Raw genomic sequence first — 21659 nt, forward strand, 5'->3', positions numbered from 1 at the left:
GACCCCCAAGGGGAAGCGAAGACCCTATAGAGCTTTACTGCAGGCTGTCGCTGAGACGTGGTCGCCGATGTGCAGCATAGGTAGGAGTCGTTACAGAGGTACGCGCGCCAGCGCGCCACCCAGACAGCATTGAAATACTACCCGTCGGTGACTGCGACTCTCACTCCGGGAGGAGTACACCGGTAGCCGGGCAGTTTGACTGGGGCGGTACGCGCTNCATTGAAATACTACCCGTCGGTGACTGCGACTCTCACTCCGGGAGGAGTACACCGGTAGCCGGGCAGTTTGACTGGGGCGGTACGCGCTCGAAAAGATATCGAGCGCGCCCGAAGATCATCTCAGCCGGGTCGGGAATCCGGCGAAGAGCGCAAGAGCACAAGATGGTCTGACAGTGTTCTTCCCAACGAGGAACGCTGACGCGAAAGCGTGGTCTAGCGAACCTACGAGGTTCCGGAATGGGACCCGTAGATGACAGAAAAGCTACCTTAGGGATAACAGAGTCGTCACTCGCAAGAGCACATATCGACCGAGTGGCTTGCTACCTCGATGTCGGTTCCCTCCATCCTGCCCGTGCAGAAGCGGGCAAGGGTGAGGTTGTTCGCCTATTAAAGGAGGTCGTGAGCTGGGTTTAGACCGTCGTGAGACAGGTCGGCTGCTATCTATTGGGGGNNGCCACTGGTGTATCGGTTGTCCGAGAGGGCAGATGCCGAGTAGCCACGCGACACGGGGTAAGAGCTGAACGCATCTAAGCTCGAAACCCACATGGAAAAGAGGTACCACAGAGGTCACTCGTAGAAGACGAGTTCGATAGACTCGGGGTGTACGCACCAAGGCAACGAGGTGTTAAGCCCACGAGCACTAACAGACCGAGCCACATTCATTGGCGCTGACGCGCCACGACTCGCATGAGTTCAGGCGGTANGCAACGAGGTGTTAAGCCCACGAGCACTAACAGACCGAGCCACATTCATTGGCGCTGACGCGCCACGACTCGCATGAGTTCAGGCGGTATCTGGATCGCACGATTTACACGGTTGGTATCGAACCATACCGACACAGGCGTCTCTCTCCGGTCACAGAGAGAGAGTCTCGGTTCGACTCCGAGAGTCGGCATGAAGGCGGCCAGAGCGGTAGGGAAACACCCGTACCCATTCCGAACACGGAAGTTAAGCCTACCAGCGTATCGTGAAGTACTGGAGTGAGCGATCCTCTGGGAACCACGAGTCGCCGCCTACCCACTCATACGGGAACAATCCCACCAAGCCCACGGACGCAGCGTCCGTGGGCTTTTTTCATATCCAGCGACCCACACGCTCGCNGCCTACCCACTCATACGGGAACAATCCCACCAAGCCCACGGACGCAGCGTCCGTGGGCTTTTTTCATATCCAGCGACCCACACGCTCGCAGCCGACCGCTAAGCTTAAACGCTCGACAGCGGTACGTTCGCACGCGCCAAGGTGGCAGAGTCTGGTCAGACGCAGCGGCCTGCAGAGCCGCCCAACGCCGGTTCAAATCCGGCCCTTGGCTTTCTTCTTCGAGACGGACCGGCCGGTCGGTCCCACGAACTGACCCGCTTAGTAACCGTTAAACACCGGGTGACCCATGCGTGAACTATGCAACGACGCGCTGTGGCCGTGTTTGTCGCGCTGTTCCTCGCCGTCGCGGGCGTGGCGGGCGCGCTGACTGCGACGGCCGAGAGTCCGGAGATAGCGCTCGAAAACCCGGAAATTGACGCTGCGCAGGGTGATACGATCGAAGCCGGCGGGGAGACGTTCACGGTGGCCGACATCTCGGAGACGGAGGAGGGTGGCGGTCACGGCGGTGCGGCAACGACCGTCGTTACCGGAACGCTCGAACGCGAGTACACCGCCGAGACGTCCGAGACGTGGGCGAACGGCTCGACGGTGACGGTCGATGACCGCCAGTGGCGCGTTGAGATTTCCGGCGACGACGCCAGCGAGTTCACGCTCGTCGAAGTGCTCGACCGACAGGCGATTCTCCAAGCCGACGACGCGGCGGAAAACGAGACGGTCACGCTGGAGGACGGCGAGTACGTCGCGGTGACCGACGAGAACGGCGACCGGACGCTGGTGCCCGTCGACGAGTACTTCCCCGCGCCCGAAGAGCGGACGCACGCGACGGGTGAGACGCTCGAGTACGACGGGCAGACGGTCACGGTCGACGACGTGACGACCGGCGGCGCGGTCCTCGTGTGGGAGACCACGGAGACGGAGACGGTCGAGGTCGCGCAGCACTCGACGGTGACGCTCGGTGACACGGACTACGTCGCGCACTTCCCCGACGCCTCGACGCTCCGGATGTCGTCGGACATCGAGGCGTACGAGGCGCAGGTCACCGAGATCGAACGATTCAACCAGTACAGCAGCGGTCTCTCGCGCGTCCTCGTCCTCTCGGTCCTGTCGTCGATCATGCTCGCCGGGATGGCGTTCATCCCGTCGCGGTACTGACCGCCGACCGGCGTTTTCGTTCGGTTCCGCTCCGGTCTACCGACAGTCACTACCCGTCGGGACCGCTACCGAGACCATGAGTTCGACAACGGAGAAGGTGCGACAGCTCGCCCCCCACTGGGCGGTGATGTTCGTCGCCATGTTCGCCGCGCTGGCGGTCGTCGAGCGCGTCCTCGGCGGGCTCGGGCTCGCGGCGTCGCTGGTGATCGTCCTGGTCATCGCCGTCGCGTACCCCGTCGTCGTTCGGACGCTCGGCGTCGCACCGCCCGTCTGGCAGCAGTGACGGCGGCCCTCCGCAGTTGCCGGCACAGCTCCGCGCACGGGGACTCGACGACGGGATCAGCCGGCGACGGCGACCCGCCGGGCGCTCTCAAGCGGAGTCGAACGACGGCCCCTCTGAGGTACTCCGCCAGATAACACCGATGTCAGCCGGTCACCGTCCCGTCCCTCTCGATTTTATACGGCTCGGTCGCCTCTCGATCGGTATGAGTGACGAGAAGCTGGCTCCGGTCACGTCGGAGCTTCCGGACGCACCGTTCCACACCAGCGGCACCGATCACATCACGGTCTGGGGCAGCAACGAGGAGGACACGCTCGCCTTCTACCGCGACCTGCTCGGGATGCCACTCGTGTTGCGGCAGCCGAACCTCGACGACCCTTCGCAGACGCACCTCTTCTTCGACACCGGCGACGGCCGAATCCTCACGGTGTTCGTGAGCGACGAGCGGGCGTCTGCGCGCGGCCAGCGCGTCAACACGGGGGCCGTCCACCACCTGTGTTTCAGCGTCGAACCCGACGAGTACGAGGAGATCATGGCGGCGCTCGAAGACGCCGGCAAGGGGTACAACGTGTTCGACCGGGGCATCTTCCACTCGATTTACACCCAAGACAACAACGGGCTCGTCATCGAGCTGTCGGCCGACAAGTACGAGATTCCCGACGGCCGGAAGGGCGAGGTGCTCGCGACCGCGCAGCGCCTCCGCGAGGAGGACGGTGCCGACTTCGCGCAGGACCGCCACATGGAGGGGGCCCTCGAAGAGCTCGGGCTCCCCGTGAACAAACACGACCTGCCCGACGCCGACGCCGGCGTCGGGGTCTGAGATGGCCGACCGCTCTCCGGGGCCGCACGCGGGCGACGACCCCCACGGCGACGAGCCGCTGGTCACGGCCGGGACGCCGCTTGACGACGCCGGAGCGGCGCTCGTGCTCGTCCACGGCCGCGGCGCCACCGCCCGCAGCGTCGTCGACTTGGGCGAGCAGCTGGCCGGCGACCGCGACGTCGCGATCATCGCACCCGCGGCCGCGGGAAACACATGGTACCCGAACTCCTTCCTCGCGCCGATTGCGGACAACGAGCCCGGTCGGACCTCGGGGCTTCGGGCGGTCGGATCGGCGGTCGGTCGCGCGGTCGACGCCGGGATCGCTCGCGATCGCGTCCTCGTCGGCGGCTTCTCGCAGGGCGCCTGCCTCGCGAGCGAGTTCGTCGCCCGCAGCCAGACCCGCTACGGCGGGCTCGCCGTCTTCAGCGGTGGGCTGATCGGCGAGACGGTCGCCGTCGACGACTACCTCGCGGCCGCCGACATCGAGAGCGGGGCGGGGGAGGACGCCGAGGGCGGACTGGACGGCGACGCCGAGGAGCCGCTCGCCGGGACGCCCGCGTTCGTCGGCTGTAGCGACACCGACCCCCATATTCCCGAGGAGCGCGTCCACGAGACGACCGCGGTGTTGGAGGCGCTCGGTGCCGACGTCGACGAGCGGATCTACGAGGGGATGGGCCACGGGATCAACGACGACGAGATCGCGGCGGCGTCGGAGCTGGTCGCCGCGCTCGCGTAGCCGCGCTCCGTTTCCCGATCGCCTGTCACGACACCGCGGCGATCGAGAGTCGCAGCGTCGCCAGCGCGGCGGCTCCGAGCACGCCGCCGAGTGCGGTCGACGCGGCCGTGAGCCCGCCCGTCAGCGTCGCCAGCGTCGCCGGGATCACGACCGCGAGGACGAGGAGGACCACCGCGGCGCTCCCCGTCGCCATCGGGTCGAGGCGCCGCACGCGCTCCCGGAGTCCGGACGGCGCGTCGGACACGGCGGCGCGTTCGCCCGCCGCGGTCGCGGGTTCGGCCCGCTCCCCGCCGCTCGCAGCGTCGGATTCCCGCTCCCCGTCCGACCGCCGCCCGGTCACGATCCGCCAGCGGCCGTTCTCGCTGCGCGCGCGGGCGAACTCCCCGGCGATGAGGTTGGCGGCGCCCGGCGGGTAGCCGAGCCCGCGGACCAGCGCGAGGAAGTCGCTCTCGTCGTACCGGCCCGCAGTCGGCCAACGGTAGCGGTCGCGCAGGCGCTCGCCGGTCGGGAGCGCGTAGGCGACGCGGACTAGGTCGCCGTCGCGCTCCCAGCCTAACACTTGGACCCTGACGGTGCCGTCCGCGTCCGAGTGCCGGTCCAGCAGGTACAGCTCGGTCGCGTCGTCGATCGCGGTCGGGTCCCGGTCCGCGAACGCGAGCGGCGTCCCCTCCGGGAGCGGGCGCGATCGGTCGGCGCCGCGCTCGGCGGCCTCCGTCTCCGGAGCGTCCATGTCCGTCATTGTCGCCCGCCGGCCATAAGTGTCGGTCCGGAGGGCGGAACGGCGGATCCAGGGGCCACCGGGCGCCTCACGCCAGCCAGTCGTCGGGCTTCGTGTCGTAATCGACGTCGTCGGCCGCGATCCGGGACTCGGTCTCGGCGTCGAGGTCGTGTTCGGTCACGTCGCCGCCGTCGTACTGGTACCGCACGCCGACCTCCGTGCCCGCCGGCTCCTCGCCGCGTCGCTTGGCGCGCCGGACCTCCCCGTCGTCGTACTCGACGCGGATCGTCGCGAGGTTCACCGGGCGACCCCACAGCTCGAAGACGCGCTTCAGGGTCGCCTTCGCGCGCTCCGCGTCGAGTTCGACGCCGTTGTACCGGTGGCCCAAGAGGAGCTCGCCCCGGTTCCGGAAGTTCCCGTCCAGCACGACGATCGTCGGCTTCCCGAAGTTCGTGAACCGGAGGAGCAGCTTCTTGCGCACGTCGTCGGCGTCGACGCTGGCGACGCGGTGTTCCCCGGCGGCCCGGCTGTACTCGTAGGTGAAGTAGTTCCCCTCGCGGACGAACTCGTCGGTGAGGAACGCGTCGATGAACGTCACGTCGTTGTGGCTCTCGCGCACCTCGAACATGCGCTCCCAGCCGGCCGCGCGGTCGACGTCGTCGATCGCGGCCGCCACGGTGTCGTATCGGTCGACGTCGAACAGGTACCGCGCCTGCTCTTCGAGCGCCTCCCGGGAGACGTTGCGGAGCGCGCCCCGGTGCTCCGGCCGCGAGAGGACGTAGTGGCGCTCCGCGAGCCCCTCGCGCGTGAGCAGCTTCCACGGGTACCGCTCGACGTCGACGCCGGCGGACTCCGCGCCCGCGTCGGCCTCGTCTCCGGCGGAGAGCGCCCGGTCGACCGCCTCGGCGTCCACGCGGGGGTCGCCGTCGGCGGCCATTTCGGCGAGCTCGTCGAGCGTCGCCGGGCCGGCGCCCGCGATCGCCGGGTGCGGGTCGAGCAGGGCCGCGACCTCGTCGAGGTCGATCCGGGCGTGGAAGTTCTCCGGCGTCACCCCCTCGACGCGGAGCAGCTTGTCGAGCACCTCCCGGCGCGCCGCCCGGAGCTCCACGTGCGTCCACAGCTCGAAGCCGAGCTTGTACGGGTTCAGTCCGGGTGACCCGAGCACCCGGGACATGTGGTCGGCGTACGTGAGGAACTCGTCCGGGCCGGCGAACCCCTCGCCGCCCATCATCACCGACTCCCAATACGTCGCCCACCCCTCGTTCATCACCTTCGTCTGCTTCTGCCCCGCGAAGTAGTACGCCTCCTCGCGGACCGCGTCGATGACGGTGGTCTCCCACGGCTCGCGGTCGACCGCCTTCCCGCTGTCGGGGTCGTACCGCTTCCCGTGGTCGCGCAGGAACGCCAGCACGTCCGGGCGCGGCTCCTCCGGCTCGACGCCCTCCCCGCGCGCCTCCAGCCACTCGTCGTCGAACACGTCGCGGCGCACCTCCTCGGAGAGATTGAGCTCGTCGATCCGGGCTTCGATCGCCCCCAGCGGGTCCTCGTCGCCGTCGCTCACGTCGGCCGCGACGCCCGGCTCCTCGACCGACCGGGCGGCGTCGACCGGGCTGTGCTGGTCGATCGTGTCTTCGAGGGCGCTCACGGCGTCGATCAGGCGCTCCACCTCGTCGCGGTCGACGTCCGTCCGTTCGGCGATCGCCGCGATCCGGTCGGCGTTGCGCTCCAGCCGCGCCGCCGCGTTCGGGCCGTCCTCGCCGCGGTCGGCGTACAGCCCGAACCACTCGTTGTTCGCGAAGAAGTCGGCGTGCGCCTCGACGTGGGTGATGACGGCCTTCTGGTCGGCCGCCGAGTTCGACTCCTGGAGGAAGGCGTGGGCGGGGTCGTCGTTGTTGACGATCTCGAACGCCTTCCCCAGCCCGTGGCGGTCCTTCTTTTTCTGTCTCTCGTAGTTCATCCCCCACCGCCAGTGCGGGTACCGACGCTGGAAGCCGCCGTAGGCGATCAGCTCGTTCATCTGGTCGTGGTCGACGACCCAGTAGCGCACAGGGTACGGCGCCAGCCCGAGCCGCTCCGCCAGTTCGCGGGCCTCGCGGGCCGGCTCGTCGAGCGCCTCGGCCTCGCGTTTCGCCTCGACCCGGTCGTCCCTCATCGCCGCTCACCCCCGTCGGTCCGGCCGGTCGCGCGGCCGTCGCCCGTCCTGGGTCCGTCGTCTTCGGCCTCCGTGCTGAGGATCTCGTAGATCGCGTCCGTCACGTCGTCCGGCTCGCTGACGCGCGCGACGGCCACGCCGTCGTCCCCCTCGAACGCCGCCTCGACCTCGTCGGCGTGGCGGGCGTTCGCCGCGCCGTCGCCGGGCTGGGTCTCCACGTACGCGTGGAGGTTGGCGTCGATCGACTCCATCTTCGGGATCACGCGCTCGGTGGTGTCGCTGCCGGCGTTCTCGGAGTCGCCCGCGGCGAACACGTACCGGTTCCACTCGCCGTACGGGTACTCCTCGAGGATCTCCTCGACGAGGTCGTACGCGCTGGAGATCCGGGTGCCGCCCCCGGACTGAATCCCGAAGAACTCCTCGCGGTCGACCTCCCACGCCTCCGCGTCGTGGACGACGTACCGGAACTCGGCGGCGTCGTACTTCCCGGTCAGGTACCAGTCCATCGGGGTGAACACGCGCTCGACGAGCTCCCGCTTCGTCTCCCGCATCGAGCCGGAGGCGTCGCGGACGTTGACGACGACGACGTTGCGCTCGCGCTTCTCGATCACCTCCGGGTGGCGGAACCGCTCGTCCTCGCGGCGGAACGGGACGCTGTCGAGCCCCTCCCGGCGGATCCGGTGGGTGACGGGCTCGCGGTCGACCTCGGCGTCGAGCGCGTCGAAGCTCTCCCAGCGGTCGAGCGCCGCCACCGGCTCGCCGTGCCCGTCCTCTGCGGTCGCCGCGGCGTCGGCGATCCACGCCCGCGAGACCGGGATCCCCTGGTCGCGTGCCCACGCGAAGACGTCGTCCACGTCGGCGCCGGCGACGAACAGCCCCTCGCGGACGTACGACTCGTCGAAGTCGGTCGCGAGGTGGCGCTTCAGCCCGCGCTTGAAGAACTCGTCGACGTCGAGGGTCCCTCGGGGGCCGGAGCGGGCGGTGTCGGTGAAGTCGCCCTCCACCTCCGCTACCACCCGCTTCCCCTTCGGTTCGAGGTCGAGGCCGAGCGCCTCGTCGAGCTCGCGGGCGAACTCCTCGGGATCCATCTCGTAGTACTCGTGGTCGCCGCCCTCCTCGCCGGGATCGCCCTCTTCGTCGCCGTCCCCCGGCTCGGGGTCGACCGGCTGGCCGGGCTGGGGCTGGCCGTCGCCGCCCTGCCCCACCCCGCCGGCCGCTCGCTGGTCGTACTCGAAGGCGGGGAGGTCGACGACCTTGATCGGGATCCGGATCCGGTCGGCGTCGGAGCCGCCGAGGTCGCCGTGGCTGATGAACTCCGCGAGGTCCTCTCGGCGCGTCTCGCCGACCTCGCGGAAGCGCCCGCGGTCCTCCGTCAGTCCCACGGATCACCACCTCCGTTCCGGTCGGCGCCGCCGTTCGGCCCGTCTTCGTCGGCGCGGCCGCCGTCGACGTCGGGCCACTCGTCGCGAACGTCCTCCATCACCGCGCGGCTCGTCAGCTCCGCGGACGCGGGGCTGTACCCGCGCTCGCACAGGCGGGCTATCGTCTCGGCCTTCACCCGCTCCGTCTCGGTGTCGGCGGGCGGGTCGGGCCACGCCGCGGGGTCGAGATCGGGGAACCGCCGCTTCACGTCGGCGAGGTCGTTCGCGTCGATCACCGCCTTCAGCTCGGGCACCTCCCCGAGGTCGACCTCGTCGACGCTGAACTCCTCGCCGCGGTTGCGCCACGCGTACCGCGTGAGCCCGCGGATCACCCGCTCGCGCCGGAAGCGCTCGACGTCGCGGCCCGGGTCGGTCCCGCGGTAGTCGCCCTCGTCGAAGCGCCCGAGCGTCTCCGTCTCGAACACCTTCATCGCGAGCGGGTCCGGCGCCTCGTCGGCTCGCTCGCTGCCGGTCGGGTCGTCCTCCTCCCACGCGTACACGTGCTCGACGTACTCGGCGACCGTCTCCGTCGGGACGGTCTCCTCGGCGAGGATCGCGCCGATCACGTCCTCACGCTGCCGCTCGCGGATCCGCTCGGCGACCGGCCCGCGGCGCCCCTCGAACTCCGCGGCCTCGGCCCGCGAGAAGACGGGGGCGCCGGCGAGCCCGTCCGCCATCGCGTCAAGCACGTCCGTCGGGGTGACGACGCGCTCGACGGGGAGGTCGGGGTGGCTCCGGTCGGCGGTCGTCGCGAGCAGGTCGGCGACCGCGTCGCGGGCGTACGTGACCGGGATCCCGTTCCGGCCGTCCCCCGCGGCGAGGGCAACGTCGTCGACGGTCACCGCGTCGTCGCCGCGCCGGACCTCGCCCGTCTCGTACAGCTCCGCCGTCTCGATCAGGTCGAGGTCGCCGGGGAGGTCGTCGCCGTCGAGGCGCGTGACGACCGCGTACAGCGCCGCGGCCCCCACCGCGTGGGGCGCGATCTCGCGCTCGACGGCCGCGCCGTCCGACTTCCGGACCTCGATCGACAGCGGCGCGGCGCCCGGGTCGTCGCGCGCCCCCGTCGCGCCGTCGCTCCCCGCGGCGGCGTCCGCTCCGACCGCCGCGTCGTCCGCGTCGCCCGCCCCCTCCACCGCCGTCGCGCCGGCGATCTCTCTGCGCAGGAGCCGCGCCTCCAGCCGCCGGTTCGTGAGGTAGCGGAACTCGTGTTTCGAGAGCCGGCGCTTCAGCGCCTTCAGCGGGTCGGCGTCGCCGCGCTCGGCGTGGCGGTCCAGCTCCGCGTCGAGGTCGGGGTTCGAGATGACGATCAGCTGGGTGTCCAAGTCCATCCCGATCCCCTTGTCCAGCTTCACCCGGCGCTCGTCGGGGACGTTGAGCAGCCGCCGGAGCAGGTCCGCGTGCTGGCTCGCGTCCTCGACGACCGTGGCGACGCCGTTCCCCTGCGAGAGCACGCCGTCGTAGCTGAACGCCTGCGGGTTCTTCCGGCCGCGCGAGTCCAACTCGCGCAGCATGCCGCCCATCCACGAGCCGACGAGCCGCTCCTTCGCGGTCCCGTCGTCTTCGGCGTGGAGGACGCCGATCCCGCGACCCACGTCGACGACGTAGCTCGTCACGCGGAGGTGGTCGCGGTCGGTGATCGCCGAGAAGAGGTCGCGGCGTCCCCGCTCGCGGTAGGCCGACTCCAGGCGGTCGTACGCCTCGCGGCTGAACGGGTCGAGCTCCACGTCGGCGGCGATCGGGTAGGCGTCGTCGTCGGCCGCGTCGGCGATCGACTCCCGGACCGCCTCGGGGAACACCGACAGCGGGTGCGACTGGACCGGGCTGCGGTACCACTCCCCGGCGTCGCCGCCGTCGCCGTACGAGAGCGACGCGGCGCCCGCGCCGCCGCCGACGCCGTCGGCGCCCGCGACGTTCCACTCGACGGTGTACCGCCGGCCGGCGTCCGTCTTCGAGAACGCGCGGAGCCCGTTGACGAGACACCGCTTGAACTCCGATTTCCCGGTCGCGGTCGGCCCGTCGACCCAGACTATCGTCTCGTCGCCGCCCCGCCCGGTCGCGGCCGCGCGCAGGTCGTCGACGAACCCGTTGAGCGCGCGGGTGTTGCCGAGGACGGCGTGTTCGCCGTCGTTTGCCGGGTCATCGAAGAAGCGGTACCGGTCGAGCGTCTCGCCGCGCTCGCGGACCTCGCGGGTCCCGAACGACTCGACGGCCGCGAGGACGTACCCCGCGCCGGAGGCGGCCGCGGTCGGGTTCTCCAACACGCGGTCGACGTAGGCGGCGAGGCTCATCGGCGGGTCGTACGCCCCCCGGAGCGCCTCGTCGGCCGCGTCGACGAACCCCTCGCCGTCCGATCGGGTGCGGTTGCTCATCTCAGCCACCGTCCTCGATCTCCGAGCGCGCGACCGCCGCGCCCGCGTACTCCAGCACCTCGGCGGCACCCTCCTCGGAGTAGCCACGGTCGACCAAGGCCGAGACCCACGCGCTCCGGTCCTCGTCGTCGAGGTCGGTCGCGGACACCAGCGCCGAGAAGTTGATGTTGTGCTTCTTGTCTTCCCACAGCTTCCGTTCGAGGGCGCGCCGGAGCCGGTCGTTCTCCTGCGGGTCGAAGCCGCGCCCCTCGCGGGCGCGCCGCGACACCCAGTTCGACACCTCCTGTCGGAAGTCGTCTTTCCGATCGGAGGGCACGTCGAGCTGCTCTTCGACGGCGCGGAGGAACGTCTCGTCCGGCTCCGTCTCCCGCCCGGTCAGCTCGTCGTCGACGGTGTCGTCGTCGATGTACGCCATCACGTGGTCCATGTACTTCTCGCCCTGGCGACGGAGCTCGTCGACGTCGTACGCCAGCGCGTGGCGCACGTCCTCGATGGCGCGCTCGCGGTACTCCTCGCGGACGCGGTCGAGCAGGCGCTCGTAGCGGTCGAGGTCCTCGGCCGCGATCGAGCCGTGGCCGCCGAGGTTCGCCTCGAAGTGGTCGAAGACGGAGAGCGGCGAGAGGTACCCCCGCTCGCGGTGGGTGGCGTCCATGATCGCCTCCGCGATCTCGTCGCCGACGAACCGCGCGGAGATCCCGTCCATCCCCTCGCCGACGTCGGCGGACTCGGCGGCGTCCTCGCGGAGCTTTCGCCGGTCGATCTCCTCGTCTTCTAACTCCCCGTTGTACGCCTTCGCCTTCTCCACGAGCGTCACCGTCTCGTCGGTCGGCTCCTCCAGCCGGGTCAAGACGCCGAAGAGCCCGGCCATCTCCAAGGCGTGGGGCTCGACGTGGACGTTGGGTACGTCGGCGTTGTCGAGCATCTTCTCGTAGATCTTCGCCTCGCTCTCGTACTCCAACACGTACGGGTAGTCGATCCGCTTGGTGCGGTCGTTGAACGCCTCCATCTTCTCGTCGCCGGTCTTCTCGCGGTACTCCGGCATGTTCGTCCGGCCGACGATCACCTGGTCGATGTCGATCCGCGGGTTGTTCTTCGGCTTGATCGTCGACTCCTGGGAGGCGTGGAGGAAGTCGTAGAGGAACTCCCGCTGGAGCTTCAAGAGCTCCTCGCCGGAGAAGAGGCCACGGTTCGCGTTGCAGAACGCGCCGGCGTAGTCGAACGCCCGCGGGTCGGACTCGCCGTAGACGGCGAGCTTCGCGTAGTTGACGTCGCCGGTGAGCTCGGTCTCGTCCTGGTTCTTCTTGTCCTTCGGCTCGAACGTCTCGATGCACTCCCGGCGGTTCTCGTCGGCGACGAGCCGGACGACCTCGACGTGTTCGTCGAGGACGCGCTCCAAGTCGTCGTCGTAGTGCGCGAGCAGCTCGTTCAGGTAGAACTCCGAGGCCGGGTCCGGGTGCTGGTCGTTCCTGAGCGTGTAGGGGGCGTCGAGCCGCTCGTTGAGGTCGTCGATCACCGCCCCACGCTGGGGCTTCGGGAGGAGGACGAGCGGGTCCTGGCTCATCGGCGAGCGGACCGCGTCGTCGTCCGGGTCCTGATCGTCGATCACCGAACAGAGGTCGATCCACCGGAAGGTGTACATGCGGCCGGCGTCCTCGCGGGTGTACGCCTCGAAGTAGCGGCGGACCAGCCAGTCGAAGTGCGACTTGCCGGAGCCGACCGGACCGAGCAGGAGCTTGATCCGCTTTTCGGGACCCAGTCCGCGGGCCCCGGACTTCACCTTGTTGACGAACTCGTGGATCGCCTCGTGTACCTCGCGGCCGTAGAAGACGTTCTCGCCGTCGTGGAGCGGGTCCTCGGCGGCGAGCGCGTACTCGACGACGCCGCGTTCCTCGTCGTAGCGCGTCCCGTAGTGGTCGAACATGTCCGCGACGCGCTGGTGCGCGTTCCGCGCGATTTCGGGGTCGTCGTACAGCGCGTCCAGGTACCAGTCGAACGAGCGCGCGGCTCTGAGGTCGTCGGGGACCGCCGTCCGGTACTCCTCGCTGAGCCGTTCGAGCGTGTGTCGGTCTGCCATCGTATCACGTTCGCTCGGATCGCGGGCGGCGTCGCCGGCGCGGGTCGCGACGCCCGGAGCTGTCGCTCTCCGTGCGCGTATCGGCAGCTCGTCGACCCGCGAGCGGCGCGTCGTCGGGGTGCGCGTCGGTGCCGGTGGACGCCTCGCCCGTATCCGAGGCTATATATGTGGGAGGGATTGCCACGGATAAGTATGTCGCCAGTTCACATCCCACTCGATCCGTTCGGTGCCGTCGCAGTCCCCGGATCCGCCCCGATCGGTGACGGTCCGTCGGCCGGTTTTATCCGGGGTTCGTGAGATCCACGGCGGGCGTGGGTCCCCGCGAATCGCTCGCGCGCTCGCCGTCCGTTTCACCGCGCCGCTCCGCGCCCGAGAACCGGAAAGCTCGCCCCCGGAACCCACTCTTTTGCGGGACGCCGACCCAGTGGACGTGTGACGTTCAGCATCTGCGTTCGCGAGCGGTACACCGACGAGGACGGCGGCGACCAGATCCGGTTCGGCGTGGCGGTGACGACGCGGCTGCCGGGCGTCGGCACGCTGTGCCCCTTCGCGTCGTCGGACGGCGCGGTTGCGACCCAGTCGCTCGTCAACGTCGAGCTCGGGCGAAAGGGGATCGAGTACCTCGGCGACGGGCTCGCGGTCGACGACGCCTTGGAGGCCCTGTTGAACGCCGACGAGGGGAGCGCCCAGCGCCAGCTCCACGGCGTCGACGCCGACGGGACGTTCGCGTTCTCCGGCGACGAGTGTAACGGCTGGTACGGCCACCGCGAGGGGCAGAACTACACCGTCGCGGGCAACCTCCTGACGGGCGAGGACGTGATCGAGGACACCGCGGCCGCCTACGAGTCCGACGCGCACGGCGACGCGCCGCTCGCCGAGCGGCTGATCGACGCTCTCGCGGCGGGCCACGCCGCGGGCGGCGACAAGCGCGAGGACCTCGAGGTCCAGTCCGCGGCGCTGCTCGTGCGCAACACCGAGGAGGACGCGGACGACCCATACTACAACGACCTCCGGGTCGACGCGAGCGAGACCCCGGTGGCCGACCTCCGCGAGACGTACGAGACCGCCAAACGCGGCTACGAGACGATCTTGGAGAAGTACGCCGACGCGGAGGACGCCGAAGACGACGCCGGTACGGAGGCCGACGACGCCGGTACGGAGGCCGACGACGCCGACGCGGAGGCCGACAACACCGACGCGGAGTAGCGGCCGCTCCCTACACCGACAGCCGCGCGAGGATCGGCAGGTGGTCGGAGGGGTACCGCCCGCGGTCGTCGCGGTCCGTGAGCGTCGCGAACGCGTCGACCGACACCGCGGGCGAGACGATCGCGTGGTCGATCCGGCGGCCGTCGATCAGCCGCGAGAAGTCGGTGAGGCTCGTCTCCGGGCCGTGTCTGAGGTCGGCGTCGGCCGCGGCGTCGCGGAGCGCGAGGGCGTCGCCCGTCGTAGCGCCGTCTCTCGCGACGGACTCGTCCCCGACGAGGATCCGGTGCGGCTCCGACCCCGGGGTACAGTTGAGGTCGCCGACGAGCACGACCGGGGGCGTCTCGCCGGCATCGTCCTCGTCCGCCGCCGCTATCTCCGGCACCCGCTCGCGGAGCAGGCGGGCGGACTCGCGTCGCGCGTGTGCGCTCACGTGGTCGAAGTGCGTGTTGACGACGAGTAGCTCCGCGTCGCCGTCGACGGCTTGGACCCGCGCCCACGTCGCGATCCGCGGGTGGGAGGCGTCCCAGCCGGTCGAGGGCTCGTCGGGGATCTCCGAGAGCCAGAACGTGTCGCTGTCGGCGATCTCCCAGCGCTCGCTCCGGACCGCGATCGGGCATCCCTCGCCCTCACCGCCGGCCTCGCGGCCGCGTCCGACGAACTCGTACGCCAAGAGCCGCTCGCGGAGATCCTCGCGCTGCTTGGGGAGCGGCTCCTGGAACGCGGCGACGTCGGGGCGATGGAACCGGACGAGTCGCGCGACGGCGTCGCGGCGGTCGTGCCAGGCGTCGTGGTGGTCGCCGCGGTTGGCGTAGCGGACGTTGTAGCTGAGCACCCGGATCCCGGTCATTACCTCTGGGGTCGCGGGCGAGGCGATTAAAAGGCGCGGAGGGATCGCGTGTTCGCTTGGGTCGTCGTCGGTGGGTGTGCTGTCGATTACTGATAAAACAGCGTGTGCGGATCAGCGGTGAACACCGCCGAAGCCCCAGCCGGGAGGCGGCCGTACGCTCGCTGTGCTCCTCGGTCGCTCAGTTCGTTCGCTCCCTGTGGTGCTACGTCGCCTACGGCCGCCTCCCGGCAGCGTGGCGCTACGCGCCACGGGCAACCGGCGGCGGAGCTGCCGGTGACTGCCCCTTCGAGTCCCACCCCGCACCGCACGGCACCTCACGCCTCCCCAGCCTCGTCAGTCGCCGTCGCTTCGCTCAGGCGACTGACTCCCTCGCGCGGTGCTGCTCGGCCGCGAAGCGGCCTCGCAGGCACGCGCCACCGCCTCGTCTATTTATAAATAGTGTCGCTGCCGCCGCCCGAGCTCACACCGAGAACTCGTAGAGGTCGTCGCCGACGTGGTGGATCGACTCGACGACCTTCCCGCTGTCGCCGGCCATCTCGTCGCCGTCGACCAGCGCGCGGCCCACCGCCAGCACCTTCCCGTGGGTCTCCTCGGCGATCACGACGAGGTCGCCAGCGCGGATCGCCTCGTCGGCCTCGACGATCCCCGGGCGCATCACGTCGGCGCCGTCGGAGACGAAGGAAATCGCGCCCGCGTCGACCGTGACGACGCCCGTCTCCGGGTCGAAGTCGTTCGCGCCCCGGACGGTGAGGAACGGCTCGTCGTCGTCGACGTAGAAGACGGCCGGGTCGCCGTCGACCAGGACGAGCTCGTAGCCGGCGTCGACGAACTCGACGAACTCGAAGGTGTCTCCGTCGATGTCGACCCCGAGGTGGTCGGCGACCGCCTCTTGGATCGCCGTGATCTCGTCGCTCCGGAGGTGGTGCCGGGATTTCACTTCCATGGGCGTCCAGTCGACCGCTCGGCCGATAAATGGACCGCTCCGCGGCGTGGCTGCGGGCGATCTCTCCGCAGCGCTGCCGCTCGACGCCGGTCTCGTCCCGTTGGACCGATCAAAACGGTCTTAATCCACCTCTTCATATCCCCTCGTATGCTCAACCCACTGGCGATCGTGCTCGCGGCGATCGTGAACCCGCCCGCGATCGTGCTCGCGGCGGTCGCGACGCTGCTCATGGTCCTCGTCACCTCGGTGCGGGGGACGGGGTGGGAGCCCACGACCGACATCTCGGACGAAGTCCTCGAACGCCGCGCGTCCGCGGTCCCCGAGACGGAATTCCCGGAGCCGGGTAACCGCGCGGTCGGCGGCGGCGGTGGCGGCGGCGGCGCTATCCCGGCCGGCGGCGACGGCGAGGAGGGCGAGCTCGAAGAGGGCGATGCCGGCGGCTCCGGCCCCGGTGCCATCCCCGAAGACGAGGTGGAGTACTTCGAGGTCGAGTTCGTCAAGCAGGGCGAGACGGTCGAGCTCTCCAACGACGAGCCCATCCTCGAACAGGGCGAAGACGAGGGGTGGGACCTCCCGTACGCCTGTCGGCAGGGCCAGTGCGTCTCGTGTGCCGGCCGGATCGCGGACGGCCCGAGCGAAGACTTCGTCGAGCACGACAACCAGCAGATGCTCGAGGAGGCCGAGATCGACGACGGCTACACGCTCACCTGCGTCGCCTACCCCCGCGACTCCTTCAGCATCGAGACCGGCGAGGCGCCGTAGTCGCCCTCGCGTCCGCGCTCTCGCCTTCCCTCCAATTTCCGCTCGCGTTCGCTCGCGACACCCTTTTTCCCGTCTCGCCCCAACCGATCGTATGTCCGTCACCACGGCGCTCGTCGCCGGCGGCGGGGGCCTCGCCGTCGCGCTGATCGCCGCGGCCGTCTACCGCGACGCGGTCCGCGTCGGCGTCGACCTCGGCTCGCCGCCGGCGTGGGCCGCCCTCGTCGTTCTCACCGGCGGCGCGAGCCTCGTCACGCTGGTCCTCGTCCCCGACGCGCCCCTCCCCGGCGTCCTCGTGTTGACCGCGCTCGGCCCGCTGCTGTACCTGCTCGAGCGCGACGACTCGATGAACGGCGACGACGCGGCCGACCCCACGCGCCTCCCCAGCCAGTCGGGCGACGCGGCCGACCCGAGCGACGAGCCCGACCGGTAGTCGCTCGACGCCGGCCCCAGATGAGCGGTCCTCGCGGCGCTGTTCCGTCTCATCGACGATGACACAGTTCCTTTCGATTTGTTCGATCGCTCCTAAACCGCAACTTTCCATACCGTCGGCGTTGTACTGGAGGCAATGAGCGACGAGAGCGACGAAAGCCTCGCGGACCGGGTAGAGCAGTGGATGGTCGGGCAGATGCCGATCATCCAGATGCACGGCGGCACGAGCGTCGTGCGCGAGGCGGACCCCGAGACCGGCGAGGTCGTCGTCGAGCTCGGCGGCACCTGCTCCGGCTGCGGCATCTCGAACATCACCGCCGACAACATCCGCCGCGACCTCATCATGGACTTCGAGGAGGTCGACAACGTCACCGTGCGGACCGCCTCCTCCGGCGACAACGGCGCCTCCACCGTCGAGGGCGGCCGCGGCGGCGAACTGAAACACGAGACCGAGTCCGCGAACCACTTCTGAATGCGGCGCGGCGGAGGGCTCCGCCGCGTCTCTCTTCTCCTCTACTCTACAGCGGCGTGAACGGCAGCGACGCGAGCGTATCGGCGTCGTAGGCGAGCGCGTCAGACTGCGACGTTCCCTCCGGCGTGATCATGTCGATCACGCGCGGCGCGTTTCCGGCCGCGTCCGCCTTCGCACCGCCGAAGACGAACCCGCCGGCCTCGACTTGGACGTCGCGGAACGCGCCGAAGTCTTCCGAACCGACCACCGGGAGGACCTCCCAATCGGAGATGTCGGCGCCGCCGAGCGCCGTCTTCGGAACGGAGACGACGGCGACGTTCGAGCTGAAGTCGGCGAACTGCTCGGGGCTCTCTATTCGAGTCCCGTCGGCGTCGACGAGCGCCCCGGCGAAGCCGCTGGCGGAGAGCCGGTACTGCCACGGGTCGTCGAACTCCGTGACGACGCTCAGGTCACCAATTTCCGTCGTTCGCCCGCTGTCAGCCGACGGGTCGCGGAGGTAAACGACGAAGAAGTGCGGCGAGAACACGCCGCTCCCGAACGTGTCGTACAGGTTCTCCACCTCGAAGGCGAACCGGTACTCCTCTTCGCTCTCCAGCACGCGGAACGAGCGGAGGTCGAACGCGCCCGGTTGGAAGTCACCGCTCCCCGGGTAGATGTACTCGCCGGGCCCGGCGTCGTCGCCCTGCGGGTCGGTGAGCTCCGCCACGAGGTCGCCGGGAGCGACCGTGACGGTCCCGGAGCCGAGCTCCGTCCCGCTGTCGGCCTCGCGGACGACGATGTCGAAGGTGTCAATCCGCGAGACACTGAAGCCGAGCTCCACCGTCTCGTCCGTCGCGTTCGGCGGTAGTCGGACGTTATTGAGCGCTTCGACCTCGCCGTCGACGAGGATCTCGACCGTCCTGCCGCCGACGAAGGCGGCGTCGTTGGAGCCGGTCGCGGTGATGAACGGTTCTCCGATATCCGCTTCCTCGGCGACATCGACCGCCGTCACCTCCTGCTCCGGGCGCCCGTACTCGGGGAGCCGGTTGATCTCTCGGCCCGGCGCCGGGCGCAGTTTGACCGCGGTCCCGCCGCTCGCGGCGAGCGACGCGAGCAGCGTCGTGTCGGGCGTGACGACCGCCTCGTCGATGCGGACCTCGGTCGGGTCGCGGTCGACGCCGGTGCCGACCGCGTCAGCGAAGATCTCCGCGACGTACTTCGGACCGTTTCGGCCCTTGCCGCGGCCGTTTCCGCGACCGTTTCCGTTGCCGTTGCCGCGGCCGTTACCCTTCCCTTTGCCGCGCCCCGGCGCGTCGCCGGAGTTGCCGGGTGCGTTCCCCGAGTTCCCGGGCGCGAGGAAGTCGAGCGGCACGTCGACCGCGCGGCCGTCGCCGTCCGTCATGGCGCCGAGGTACCACTCGTCGCCGTGCCGGCGGGCGATCGCGAGGTAGTCGCCGATCGCGGCGCCGACGACGCGCGTCTCGTCCCAGCCGGCCGCCGGGACCGACTCGATGAAGCCGAACTCGGGCTCGGCGTCGAAGTTCTCGCTGTCGGGGACGTACCCCTCGTACTCGGCCGGGGCCGGCGACGGCTCGCCGGACTCGGTGACGGCGACGGTGTTGAGGTTGAATCCGCCCACGTCGCCGCTGAAGCCGTCGTCCCCCTGCTCGTAGTCGAGTTCGATCGCGACCTCGTTGTCGCCCGCGTCGAGGTCGACCTCGGTCGTGAACACCTGCCAGTCGTCCCAGTACTCGGTGAAGTCGGGCTCGATGGTCTCGCGGTCGTCGTTGACGCGCAGCGTCGCCCGCGGCGTGCCGGCGTCGCGCACGCGGCCCGCGTTCTCCTCGGCGTCGCTCGCGTAGCGCAGGTGGAGGTCGTACGCCCCGGCGCTCGGCACGTCTTCGACCGTGAAGGAGACCGACGACCCGCTCGGCGCGCGGTTGGGATCGACCGCGACGTAGTTGGTCCCGAACGCGTCCCGCCACTTGTCGCTGGTGACGAGCCCGTCGAGCTCGCCGGCGGCGGCCTGGAGCGCCTCGCCGACCGCGAACGTCTCGTCGACGTACCCCTCGATCCGGTCGGCGGCCATCTGGAGGCCGCTGAGGTACGTCGGGTACATCGCGAGCTGTTTCGCCCGCGTCGTCTGGATCTGGTCGCCGCGCTCGTCGTTGAAGGTGATGTCGAAGATGCCGGGCTGGTAGCTCACCGGGCCGGCGAGGTTCCGCGTGAACGGCAGCGTGACGTGGTGGTCGCGGCCGACGTTCGACCCCAGCTGACCGAACCCGTCGTACTCTTGGGCCTTCACCACCTCGCGGTTCGCCACGTTCGGGTAGGTGCGGATCTCGCCGGTCGGCTTGATCCCCTCGTGGATCTCCAGCTGCTGGCGGTTCGCGGCCGCCTCGCGGATCACCCGCCGGTGGTGGTTCACCGCGAGCTGGTTGTGGTGGTTGTGGGTCGCCGCCGTCCCGTCCCCGTCGATGCCGAGCCCCCGATCCGCGACGTAGCCGTTCTTGATCGTGTTGATGCCGACGTCGTCGTAGCCCGCGAAGGCGTCCCCGTCGAGGACCGCCTCCTCGTAGTTCGGGATGTTACCGGCGGTCTCGTTGTGGGCCGTCATCTCGACGGGCTCCGGAAGCGACGCGCCGAACTCGGTCACCTCCCGAACGTCGAAGTCGGGGTAGGTGTCGTCCACCCCGAACTTCAGCCCGGAGCCGTCGCCCGGATAGGTGTCCCACCCCTGGTTCCACCCCTCGACGAGGACGCTGTCGATGCCGTTCTCGCTCGCGAAGCGCATGTACCGCTTCATGCGCTCGGTGCGCGCGCCGTGGATGTACGCGGCGGGGTTGTTCCCCGCTCCCTCGATCTCGTCGTCGGAGCGGTACTCCCAGTTCGCCGACCCCGCGATCATCGTCCACCAGATACCGACGTACTTCCGGGGCTCGATCCAGTCGGTGTCGGGCGCGCCGCCGGCGGTCGGGAGCGCCGACTCGTCGAGCGGGTCGGAGAGCAGCGGGACCAGCTGCGACTCGATCAGCTCGCCCGGCCGGTCGACGACCTGGATCGTCCGCCACGGCGTCGCCGCCGGCAGCTCCAGCGAGGCCCGCGACCCGTCGGGCAGCGGCGTGAGCTCGGTCGCGAACGCCGTCCCCCCGTCGTCGCTCCGGGGTGCGAGCGTCGCGGCCGCGTAGTCGTCGAGGTTCGCCTCGTGGACGCTGAGGTACGCGTCGCCGGCGTCGACGGTGAGCGGCGTGTGCGCCCCGGTCCGCATCGGCGTCTCGTCGGGCCGTCGGTCATCGCTCCCGCCCGGGATCTCCGAGAGCGGCGTCTCCGCGTACTCCTGTTCGAACCGCGGGTTCGTCACCGCGTTCGCGATCCACCACGCGGTGTAGTCGTCCGCGAAGTCGACGCCGGTGTTCTCCGAGTCGACAACTGCCTTCTCCGAGTTGCTCGCGAAGCCCTCGCCGAGGATCACTCGGAGACCGACCCCGTCGTCGAAGACGCGGATCTGGAGAGTGGCGGTCCGGGCGTCCTCGGCGGCGCCCCCGTCCGATCCCGCGTCCGCGAGGCCGACGCTGAGAGCGTTGTACTCGGCCGACACCGCGTCGTAGGCGCCCCACACCGGCTCCCACTCTTCCGTCGCCGCCTCGCGCTCGGCGCCCGTGACTGCCACTGCCCCGTCCTCGCTACCGGCGCTCGCACCGAACGCCGACTGGTTCCGGAAGTCGAACCCGAGCGTCGACGAGTCGACGTAGGTCTCGCCCTCGCGCGCGACCTCGTAGGTCGGCACCCCGTCGGCGACGTCGACCGTGACCGCGATCGACCCGTCGGGCGACTCCACCGTCTGAACCGGATCGTCCGCGTCGTTGGCCACCCGCGCGGCGTCGTCGGCCGACACGTCCCGCGAGTAGGCGGCCGCGGCGACCAGCGCCCCCACGCTCCCGAGGAACCCCCGCCGCGTCGATCCGTCTAACGATTGCTGA

The 21659-nt window shown here is 70.0% G+C and carries 16 protein-coding genes, 1 tRNA gene and 2 rRNA genes; 11 read left to right on the forward strand and 8 right to left on the reverse strand.

Annotation, left to right across the window (positions count from 1 at the left end; all coding sequences use genetic code 11):
- The 7 genes from C466_RS17175 to C466_RS14065 form a co-directional block, all read left to right on the forward strand.
- A 23S ribosomal RNA gene (locus C466_RS17175) occupies positions 1-882 on the forward strand; the annotation flags it as partial.
- Positions 883-1114: 232 nt separating this feature from the next.
- A 5S ribosomal RNA gene (gene rrf / locus C466_RS14040) occupies positions 1115-1236 on the forward strand.
- 218 nt (positions 1237-1454) lie between these two features.
- A tRNA-Cys gene (locus tag C466_RS14045) sits at positions 1455-1530 on the forward strand.
- A 101-nt stretch (positions 1531-1631) separates the two neighbouring features.
- Positions 1632-2471 (forward strand): hypothetical protein, encoded by an 840-nt coding sequence (locus C466_RS14050; RefSeq protein WP_004599194.1) that lies wholly within the window; start codon positions 1632-1634, stop codon positions 2469-2471.
- 76 nt (positions 2472-2547) lie between these two features.
- Positions 2548-2754 carry a hypothetical protein gene (locus C466_RS14055; protein ID WP_004599193.1) on the forward strand — a complete coding sequence of 69 codons (207 nt, stop codon included), beginning with the start codon at positions 2548-2550 and terminating at the stop codon, positions 2752-2754.
- Positions 2755-2956: 202 nt separating this feature from the next.
- A complete protein-coding gene (locus C466_RS14060) occupies positions 2957-3571 on the forward strand; it encodes a VOC family protein (RefSeq protein ID WP_004599191.1) in 615 nt (204 codons plus the stop codon).
- Position 3572: 1 nt separating this feature from the next.
- Positions 3573-4307 carry an alpha/beta hydrolase gene (locus C466_RS14065; RefSeq protein WP_004599190.1) on the forward strand — a complete coding sequence of 245 codons (735 nt, stop codon included), beginning with the start codon at positions 3573-3575 and terminating at the stop codon, positions 4305-4307.
- A gap of 25 nt (positions 4308-4332) precedes the next feature.
- Here the strand turns inward: C466_RS14065 and C466_RS14070 are convergent, their stop codons facing one another.
- From C466_RS14070 to C466_RS14090, 5 genes are all read right to left on the reverse strand, one after another.
- Entirely contained in the window at positions 4333-5037 is a 705-nt protein-coding gene (locus C466_RS14070) for a hypothetical protein (RefSeq protein WP_193366055.1), read from the reverse strand.
- Positions 5038-5113: 76 nt separating this feature from the next.
- Complete coding sequence (locus tag C466_RS14075) at positions 5114-7177, reverse strand: SpoVR family protein (protein WP_004599186.1); 2064 nt, start codon at positions 7175-7177, stop codon at positions 5114-5116.
- On the reverse strand, positions 7174-8559 hold the full coding sequence (locus C466_RS14080; protein ID WP_004599185.1) for a DUF444 family protein: 1386 nt from the start codon (positions 8557-8559) through the stop codon (positions 7174-7176). The genes C466_RS14075 and C466_RS14080 overlap by 4 nt, the downstream gene beginning before the upstream one ends.
- Positions 8550-10967, reverse strand: a complete 2418-nt coding sequence (locus C466_RS14085; RefSeq protein WP_004599851.1) for a serine protein kinase PrkA — start codon at positions 10965-10967, stop codon at positions 8550-8552. Before C466_RS14085 ends, C466_RS14080 begins: the two co-directional genes overlap by 10 nt.
- Before the next feature lies 1 nt (position 10968).
- A complete protein-coding gene (locus tag C466_RS14090; protein WP_004599182.1) occupies positions 10969-13041 on the reverse strand; it encodes a PrkA family serine protein kinase in 2073 nt (690 codons plus the stop codon).
- Positions 13042-13473: 432 nt separating this feature from the next.
- On the opposite strand from C466_RS14090, the gene C466_RS14095 reads away from it, so the two are divergent.
- On the forward strand, positions 13474-14247 hold the full coding sequence (locus C466_RS14095) for a DUF1028 domain-containing protein (RefSeq protein ID WP_004599180.1): 774 nt from the start codon (positions 13474-13476) through the stop codon (positions 14245-14247).
- A 10-nt stretch (positions 14248-14257) separates the two neighbouring features.
- Here C466_RS14095 and C466_RS14100 read toward each other — a convergent pair whose 3' ends face one another.
- Both C466_RS14100 and C466_RS14105 read right to left on the reverse strand, forming a co-directional pair.
- Positions 14258-15094: an endonuclease/exonuclease/phosphatase family protein gene (locus C466_RS14100; protein ID WP_004599179.1), complete on the reverse strand. Its 837-nt coding sequence runs from the start codon at positions 15092-15094 to the stop codon at positions 14258-14260.
- A gap of 460 nt (positions 15095-15554) precedes the next feature.
- Entirely contained in the window at positions 15555-16037 is a 483-nt protein-coding gene (locus C466_RS14105; RefSeq protein WP_004599178.1) for an RNA-binding protein, read from the reverse strand.
- A gap of 147 nt (positions 16038-16184) precedes the next feature.
- Between C466_RS14105 and C466_RS14110 the strand changes: the two genes are divergently transcribed.
- The 3 genes from C466_RS14110 (at position 16185) to C466_RS14120 (ending at position 17700) form a co-directional block, all read left to right on the forward strand.
- A complete protein-coding gene (locus tag C466_RS14110) occupies positions 16185-16799 on the forward strand; it encodes a 2Fe-2S iron-sulfur cluster-binding protein (RefSeq protein WP_004599176.1) in 615 nt (204 codons plus the stop codon).
- Between the two features lie 91 nt (positions 16800-16890).
- Complete coding sequence (locus C466_RS14115; protein WP_004599175.1) at positions 16891-17229, forward strand: hypothetical protein; 339 nt, start codon at positions 16891-16893, stop codon at positions 17227-17229.
- Between the two features lie 135 nt (positions 17230-17364).
- Positions 17365-17700, forward strand: coding sequence for a NifU family protein (locus C466_RS14120; protein ID WP_004599172.1), 336 nt, complete (start codon positions 17365-17367; stop codon positions 17698-17700).
- A 46-nt stretch (positions 17701-17746) separates the two neighbouring features.
- Here C466_RS14120 and C466_RS14125 read toward each other — a convergent pair whose 3' ends face one another.
- Positions 17747-21613 carry a glycoside hydrolase family 97 catalytic domain-containing protein gene (locus C466_RS14125; RefSeq protein WP_004599171.1) on the reverse strand — a complete coding sequence of 1289 codons (3867 nt, stop codon included), beginning with the start codon at positions 21611-21613 and terminating at the stop codon, positions 17747-17749.
- Positions 21614-21659 lie beyond the last annotated feature (46 nt).

This window comes from Halorubrum distributum JCM 10118 (genome assembly GCF_000337335.1).
Taxonomy (GTDB): Archaea; Halobacteriota; Halobacteria; order Halobacteriales; family Haloferacaceae; genus Halorubrum; species Halorubrum distributum.

Excerpts from the sequence above, each read along its gene's own strand:
- C466_RS14055 (WP_004599193.1), top strand. The coding sequence starts at position 2,548 with ATGAGTTCGACAACGGAGAAGGTGCGACAGCTCGCCCCCCACTGGGCG.
- C466_RS14060 (WP_004599191.1), top strand. The coding sequence starts at position 2,957 with ATGAGTGACGAGAAGCTGGCTCCGGTCACGTCGGAGCTTCCGGACGCA.
- C466_RS14065 (WP_004599190.1), top strand. The coding sequence starts at position 3,573 with ATGGCCGACCGCTCTCCGGGGCCGCACGCGGGCGACGACCCCCACGGC.
- C466_RS14070 (WP_193366055.1), bottom strand. The coding sequence starts at position 5,037 with ATGGACGCTCCGGAGACGGAGGCCGCCGAGCGCGGCGCCGACCGATCG.
- C466_RS14075 (WP_004599186.1), bottom strand. The coding sequence starts at position 7,177 with ATGAGGGACGACCGGGTCGAGGCGAAACGCGAGGCCGAGGCGCTCGAC.
- C466_RS14085 (WP_004599851.1), bottom strand. The coding sequence starts at position 10,967 with ATGAGCAACCGCACCCGATCGGACGGCGAGGGGTTCGTCGACGCGGCC.
- C466_RS14090 (WP_004599182.1), bottom strand. The coding sequence starts at position 13,041 with ATGGCAGACCGACACACGCTCGAACGGCTCAGCGAGGAGTACCGGACG.
- C466_RS14100 (WP_004599179.1), bottom strand. The coding sequence starts at position 15,094 with ATGACCGGGATCCGGGTGCTCAGCTACAACGTCCGCTACGCCAACCGC.
- C466_RS14105 (WP_004599178.1), bottom strand. The coding sequence starts at position 16,037 with ATGGAAGTGAAATCCCGGCACCACCTCCGGAGCGACGAGATCACGGCG.
- C466_RS14110 (WP_004599176.1), top strand. The coding sequence starts at position 16,185 with ATGCTCAACCCACTGGCGATCGTGCTCGCGGCGATCGTGAACCCGCCC.
- C466_RS14115 (WP_004599175.1), top strand. The coding sequence starts at position 16,891 with ATGTCCGTCACCACGGCGCTCGTCGCCGGCGGCGGGGGCCTCGCCGTC.
- C466_RS14120 (WP_004599172.1), top strand. The coding sequence starts at position 17,365 with ATGAGCGACGAGAGCGACGAAAGCCTCGCGGACCGGGTAGAGCAGTGG.